Origin of the sequence: Desertihabitans aurantiacus, from assembly GCF_003344635.1 — a bacterium.
GTDB classification, from domain to species: domain Bacteria; phylum Actinomycetota; class Actinomycetes; order Propionibacteriales; family Propionibacteriaceae; genus Desertihabitans; species Desertihabitans aurantiacus.
The window spans coordinates 1-6,937 of the sequence record NZ_QPKK01000206.1; the positions used below are offsets into that span (position 1 = coordinate 1).

Consider the following 6,937-nt stretch of genomic DNA (forward strand, 5'->3'; position numbering starts at 1 on the left):
CGGCCCGCCGCGTCCCGCGGCGGGCGTCGTACCGGGCAGTAGGATGCAGGTTCGAGCGCCCGCCTCGGCAGGCGTGCCGTGCCCGCAGCGGGCGCAGCGACGGGAAGGGGCAGCGGTGTCGGACGCGGGACGGGTGTCGGAGACCGGACGGGGGTCGGACCCGGACAGGACGGGCCAGCGCAAGCGCGTCCTCGTGGTCGACGACGACGCCGCCCTCGCCGAGATGCTGCAGATCGTGCTGCGCCAGGAGGGCTTCGAGCCGCTCTGGGTCGGGCAGGGCGACGCCGCGCTGGCCGCCTTCCGCGAGCACCAGCCCGACCTGGTGCTGCTCGACGTGATGCTGCCCGGCCGGGACGGGGTGGACGTCTGCCGCGACATCCGCGCCGAGTCAGGGGTGCCGGTGGTGATGCTCACCGCCCGCTCCGACACCATCGACGTGGTGGCCGGGCTGGAGGCCGGCGCCGACGACTACGTGGCCAAGCCGTTCAAGGCCAAGGAGCTGGTGGCCCGGATCCGCACCCGGCTCCGCCGGCGTCCGCAGGCCGAGGACGCCGACGTGCTCCAGATCGGCGACCTCACGATCAGCGTCGAGGGCCACTCCGTGCGCCGCGACGGCAGCGAGATCGCCCTCACCCCGCTCGAGTTCGACCTGCTGCTCGCGCTGGCCAAGAACCCGCGCCGGGTGTTCAGCCGGGAGGTGCTGCTGGAGCAGGTGTGGGGCTACCGGCACGCCGCCGACACCCGGCTGGTCAACGTGCACGTGCAGCGGCTGCGCTCCAAGGTCGAGCGCGACCCCGAGCGTCCCGAGATCGTCGTCACGGTCCGCGGCATCGGCTACAAGGCCGGCGGCTAGGACGGTCGCGGTGGCGACCCTGGCCGAGCGCGTCCGCCCCTGGTGGGAGCGGCTGCTGCGCACCCCGAGCCGGCTGTGGTGGAGCTCGCTGCCGCTGCGGGTGATCGCCTCCACCCTGGGCGCCTCCACCGTGGTGATGCTGCTGGGCGGGTTCCTGCTGATGCAGCAGGCCACCGACGGCATCCTGCGCGCCAAGCAGCAGGCCGCGCTGGCCGAGGCCGCGGTCGCGCTGGACACCGCGCAGCGCTCGCTGCAGGCCGCCGACCTGGCCACCTCGAACGTCAACGAGGTGCTCACCCGGCTGGCGGTGGAGGTGGTCAACCGGGGAGCCAGTGGCGGCCAGTACGAGGTCGTGGTGCAGGGTCCGGTCTCCGACATCCAGTCCCCGCGGGTCTCGGCGACCAGCGTCCCGGAGATGCTGCGCAGCCGGGTCGGCGAGGCGGAGGGCACCTGGGTGACCCCGACCGAGATCGCCTGGACCGACGGCACGCCGCCGGTGCCCGGGCTCGCCGTCGGCGGCTCGCTGGTCGCCCCGGGCACTGGCCGCTACGCCATCTACTTCCTCTTCCCGTTGACCTCGGAGATGGAGACCCTGCAGGTGGTGCAGCGGGCCGTGGTCACCACCGGCACGCTGCTGGTGCTGGCGCTGACCGCGGTCGCCGCGCTGGTGGCCCGCCAGGTGGTCGACCCGGTGCGGGAGGCCCGGCTGACCGCCGGCCGGCTCGCCGCCGGTCACCTGGACGACCGGCTGCGCGTCCGCGGCAGCGACGACCTGGCGGGGCTGGCGACCTCGATGAACTTCATGGCCTCGGAGCTGCAGAAGCAGATCGAGCAGCTGGAGGAGCTGTCGCGGGTGCAGCAACGCTTCGTCTCCGACGTCAGCCACGAGCTGCGCACCCCGCTCACCACCGTCCGGATGGCCGCGGAGGTGCTGCACGACGCCCGCGAGGACTTGGAGCCACTGGCCGCCCGGTCGGCCGAGCTGCTCTACCACGAGGTGGACCGGTTCGAGGGGCTGCTCGGCGACCTGCTCGAGATCTCCCGGTTCGACGCCGGCGCCGCCGTGCTGCAGACCGAGGAGACCGACGTGCTCGACCTGGTGGAGCGGGAGGTCGCGGCCCAGCGCGCCTTCGCCGAGCGCAGCGGCACCCCGCTGACGATCATCCGGCCCACCCGGCCCTGCACCGCCGAGGTGGACCCGCGACGGATCACCCGGATCCTGCGCAACCTCATCACCAACGCCATCGAGCACGGCGAGGGCCGCCCGATCGACATCTGGGTCGAAGGCAACGAGGACGCCGTGGCGGTGGCCGTCCGCGACCACGGCATCGGCTTCGAGGCGGCACAGGCCAAGCAGGTCTTCCACCGCTTCTGGCGAGCCGACCCGGCCCGGGCCCGCACCGTCGGCGGCACCGGGCTCGGGCTGGCGATCTCGCTGGAGGACGCCCGGCTGCACTCGGGCTGGCTGAACGCGTGGGGACGTCCCGGGATGGGCGCGCAGTTCCGCCTCACCGTGCCGCGGGTGCGGGGCGGGATGATACGGATGTCGCCGCTGCCGGCCATCCCGCGCGACCTCACCCTGCCCGGGCTGCCCCCACCCGGAGGCCCCCGCGCGGTCGAGGGCCGCGGGGGGCGTGCGGTCCAGCACCAGCTGACCGCCTCGGCCGAGGAGCCACGGTGAGCTCGCGACGCGCCCGGGCGGACCGGCCCGCCTGGCTGCTGCTGCCGCTGCTGCTGGCGCTGCTCACGAGCTGCCTGTCGGTGCCGACCAGCGGACCGGTCGAGGGCGGCGGCACCGCCAGCCCGGCCCCCAGCGGGCCGGTGGAGATCGAGCCGCAGCCGCCGGCCGCCGGCGCCTCGCCCGCGCTGGTGGTGGAGGGCTTCCTGCACGCCATGGCGAACTACCGCACCGACTACTCCGTCGCCCGGGAGTACCTGGCCGAGGAGGTGCGCGACAGCTGGCGGCCCGAGCGCGCGGTGATCGTCTACGACTCCGGCTCCCCGGTGAGCACCGGCGAGACGGTGGTGCTGGACCGCCCGCTGGTGGCGGTGGTGGACGCCGGTGGGGCGTTCCAACGCCAGGACCGCCGCTACCGGATCGACTTCGAGATGCGCCGCGACGCCGCGGGGGAGTGGCGGATCGGCAACCCGCCCGACGGGCTGCTGATCTCGCAGTACCTGTTCGAGCGCTTCTACGACGACGTCAACGTCTACTACTTCAACCCCGAGTTCAGCACCCTGGTGCCCGACCCGATCTACGTGCCGCGGGGCAGCCAGTCCGCCACCACCCTGCTGCGGGCCATGCTGGACGGGCCGACGTCCTGGCTGCGGGAGGCGGTCGTCTCGGCCGTCCCCGAGGGCACCGAGCTGGGGCTGTCGATCCCGGTCGACGCGGGCGGGGTGGCCGACGTCTCGCTGAGCGCCACCGTGGACACGCTGAACAACGAGCAGCGCACCCGGATGGCCGCGCAGGTGGTCTGGACGCTGCGCCAGCTGCCGCAGATCACCGCGGTGCGCTTCCTCGTCGACGGGATGCCCTACGTCGTGCCCGGCCAGGACCCCGGCGGGGTGCTGCCGCTGAACGCCTACCAGTACTTCTCCCCGGTACCCGCCCTGGACTCCGCGCTCTACGTCGCCACCGAGCAGGGGATCGGCAGCACCCGCGACGACGTGCTGCCCTACGAGGTGCGTCCGCTGGACGGGCCGCTGGGCGGCTGGACCGAGCCGGTCGCCGGCCTCGCGGTCTCCAACGACCCGATGCCGAAGGCCGCGGTGGTCACCGGCGACCGCAGCCGGCTGCTGGTCGCCGACTCCGCCCCCGAGGCCGCGCTGGTGACGGTGCTGGAGGGCCAGCAGGGGCTGCTGGCGCCGCAGTGGGACCGCTTCGACGAGCTGTGGACGGCGGCGTCCGGGCCGGAGCCGGGCTTCTGGGTGGTCCGCGACGAGCAGCCGCTGCGGGTCGGGGCGCCGGTGCTGGAGGACGCCGAGCTGGTCGACTTCGCCGTCTCGCCCGACGCCACCCGGATGGCGGTGGTGCGGCGCACGGCGGCCGGCACCGAGCTCGGGCTGGCCCTCATCACCCGGGGCGACGACCCCCGGGTGGACTCCTGGCGGCGGCTGCCGCTGGTCTCCAGCGGCCGCAGCGGCCCCACCACGGTCGCCGCGGTCGAGTGGACCAGCGCGACCTCGCTGCTCGTCCTCGGCGCCACCACCCCCGACGGCCCGCTGCTGCCGTGGACCGTCGACCAGGACGGTGCGGGGATGAACCAGGTCGGCTCCGGCAGCTGGTCGGCCCGGTCGCTGCACGCCCACGCCTCCGACCAGACCGCCCCGGCCGCCGTGGTCGGCCGCGACGGCCAGCTCTGGGTCCGCGAGACCGACTTCTCCTGGCCCGAGAAGATGCAGGGTGTCCGGGCGGCGGCCTACCGGGGGTGACCCGGGGCCGGCCGCCGGGGCGCACCCCTGGACACACCGGTGACGGTGCGCCCCGTGCTCGCTAGGGTCGCCTCCGCGGCGTGACCCCGGTCTCCCGCGCGGGTGCGCGACCCGCAGCCGAGTGTGGAGGAGGTCTGGGTGCGGGGCGACCTGGCAGGGGTGCTGGCGAGCCGCTGGTACCTCCCGGTGGGCGGCGCCGTCGTGCTGGCCGCCGCGGCGGTGCTGCTCAGCCCGCTGCCCCAGCCCGTGCGGGCCACGGTCAGCGACTGGGGCGTCCTGGGCCTGATGTTCTCGGCCGCCGCCGCGCTGTGGCTGCGTGGTCGCACCCAGGCCGACCCGCGCCGTCGGCGGGCCTGGCAGCTGTTCGCGGGAGGGTGCCTGCTGGCCGCGGTCGGCAACGTGGTGCTGCTGCTGCCGCCGACGGGCCAGTCGGCGTCCACGCTGGTGGTGGCCACGGTGGCGGCCATCCTGGTCGGGTCCACCGGCGCGTTGCACCACCCCTCGGTCCCGCTCGGCCGGATCGGGCTGGCCCGCGTCCTCGCCGACGGTCTGGTGGTCGGGCTGTCGCTGCTGTGCATCCTGCTCGGCGCCGTCGCCGCGGTCCGCCCCGACCTCGGTCGCGACGTCACCGCGTGGAGCGTCCTGGTGCTGCCGGTGGCCGACTGCGTCGTGGTCACCGTGCTCGTCATCATGGTGCTGCGCTCACCGCCGGCCGACCACGCGCGCTTCTACGCCGCCGCCCTCGGCTTCATCTGCATCGGCGTGGCCGACACCGGGTTCGCGCTCCGCCAGCTCGCCGCCGGCCCCGCCCCCACCGGGGAGCCCACCGACCTGGGCTGGTTCGTCGGCTACCTCAGCATCATCGTCGCCGTGCTGTCCCCCGACCGCCCGTCCCGGCCGGGCACGCAGGGGGTCGCCGACCGACCCATGCTGGGGACGGCGACGGTCTACCTCTGCCTGGTCGGCGCCGCCGTGGTCCTGATGGCGGGCCCGCTCGGGGGGATCTCGACCCCGGTCCGGGTGCTGGGCGTGCTGACGGCGGTGGCGGTGGGGCTGCGCGAGCTGCTCGTCACCTACGACAACCTGCGGCTGCGCCGGGGGCTGACCCGGCTGGTCGAGCAGCGCACCGAGCAGCTGCGCGAGTCGGCCGAGCTCTCCGAGGCGGTCGCGGCCTCGGTCGGCGACGGCGTCCTGGCCGCCGACCTGGACGCGCGGCTGACCTACGCCAACGCCGCGGCGGCGACCCTGCTGGACTGGCCGCGGACCCGGTTGGTGGGCCGGCCGCTGGCCGAGGTGGTGGTGCTCGACCCCGACGGCGGCGTCCCGCCGTCGCGGCCGCTGGGGTGGGTCGGTGAGGCCGTCGAGAACGGACGGGTCAGCACCGGCCGGACGCACTGCCGCCAGCCCGACGGCACCCTGGTCCCGGTCCAGCTGACGGTCAGCCCGCTGAGTCGCAGCGGTCGCACCACCGGCTGCGTGGTGGCCCTGCGCGACCTTCGCGGGCAGGAGCGGGTGGAGCGGATGAAGTCGGAGTTCGTCTCCACCGTCAGCCACGAGCTGCGCACCCCGCTCACCTCCATCCGCGGCGTGCTGGGGCTGATGGCCGACGGCCGGCTCGGACCGGTGGCTCCGCAGGCGGTGCCGATGGTGCGGATCGCCTCGGAGAGCACCGAGCGGCTCAGCCGGCTGGTGGACGACCTGCTCGACGTCGAACGCCTCCAGTCGGGCCGGTTCCCGCTGTTCCCGACCGACGTCGACCTGGCCGAGCTGGCGCAGCGGGCCGTCGAGCACAGCCGGCTGCTCTTCACCGCCCGCGAGGTGCAGGTCGTCGTGCACCCGGCCCCGGGGGACCACATCGCGTGGGGCGACCCGGACCGCATCCACCAGGTGCTCACCAACCTCCTCTCCAACGCCGCCAAGTACGCACCGTCCGGGAGCCAGGTCGACGTGGTGCTCAGCCGCCACCCGGCGGGGCTGGGTGGACGGGGTGCGGTCGCCGTCGCCGTGCGCGACACCGGCCCGGGGATCCCGCCGGACAAGCTCGAGCAGATCTTCGACCGCTTCGTGCAGGCCGACCAGAGCGACACCCGGGCGAAGGAGGGCACCGGCCTGGGGCTGGCCATCGCCCGTCAGCTCGTCCACGCCATGCACGGCTCGCTGCGGGTGGAGAGCGAACCCGGCGCGTGCACCACCTTCACCATGGAGCTCCCGCCCGGCGACCGCTGACCCGGACCCGGCACACGGTGCAGCGAATCCGAGCCCAGCGCCTGAGCCTGTCGGGGGGCGGCATCTCCCGGCCGTCCACAAGCGCCCCGCCGTCCACAGCCCGCGCACGACCGGCGTCCGGGTGACGGCGAGCGGCCAAGGGTCACCGCGTGCGGACGTGGGTGGATGCGGCGGCGGACCTGGTGCTGGGCGCGCAGTGCCCGGGGTGCGGGACGGCCGGGCTGGGCTGCTGCGCCGCCTGCCGGGCCGAGCTCGAGGGCGGGCGGCTGCAGCGGTGGCACCCACGGCACGGTACGGAGGAGGAGGTGGTGCTGGCGGCCGGCGGGTACGCCGGGGCGACGCGGCAGCTGCTGACGGCCTACAAGGAGCGCCAGGCGTGGTGGCTGGCGCCGCTGCTGGGCCGGCGGCTGGCGCTGGCGGTGG

At 75.2% G+C, this 6,937-nt stretch carries 5 protein-coding genes; all 5 read left to right on the forward strand.

Annotated features, from left to right (window positions below; genetic code table 11):
• The first annotated feature begins 133 nt into the window (after window positions 1-133).
• Complete coding sequence (gene mtrA / locus DVA66_RS14905) at window positions 134-853, forward strand: MtrAB system response regulator MtrA (protein WP_269801630.1); 720 nt, start codon at window positions 134-136, stop codon at window positions 851-853.
• 10 nt (window positions 854-863) lie between these two features.
• Window positions 864-2,534, forward strand: a complete 1,671-nt coding sequence (mtrB, locus tag DVA66_RS14910; protein WP_269801629.1) for an MtrAB system histidine kinase MtrB — start codon at window positions 864-866, stop codon at window positions 2,532-2,534.
• The gene (locus DVA66_RS14915) at window positions 2,531-4,288 is read left to right on the forward strand and encodes a GerMN domain-containing protein (RefSeq protein ID WP_114560794.1); all 1,758 of its coding nucleotides are present in this window, start codon (window positions 2,531-2,533) and stop codon (window positions 4,286-4,288) included. Before mtrB ends, DVA66_RS14915 begins: the two co-directional genes overlap by 4 nt.
• A 138-nt stretch (window positions 4,289-4,426) precedes the next feature.
• Window positions 4,427-6,514 (forward strand): sensor histidine kinase, encoded by a 2,088-nt coding sequence (locus DVA66_RS14920; protein WP_157974029.1) that lies wholly within the window; start codon window positions 4,427-4,429, stop codon window positions 6,512-6,514.
• A gap of 149 nt (window positions 6,515-6,663) precedes the next feature.
• Window positions 6,664-6,937 (forward strand): ComF family protein (locus DVA66_RS14925; protein WP_408608917.1); only part of this gene is annotated, 274 nt, incomplete at its 3' end.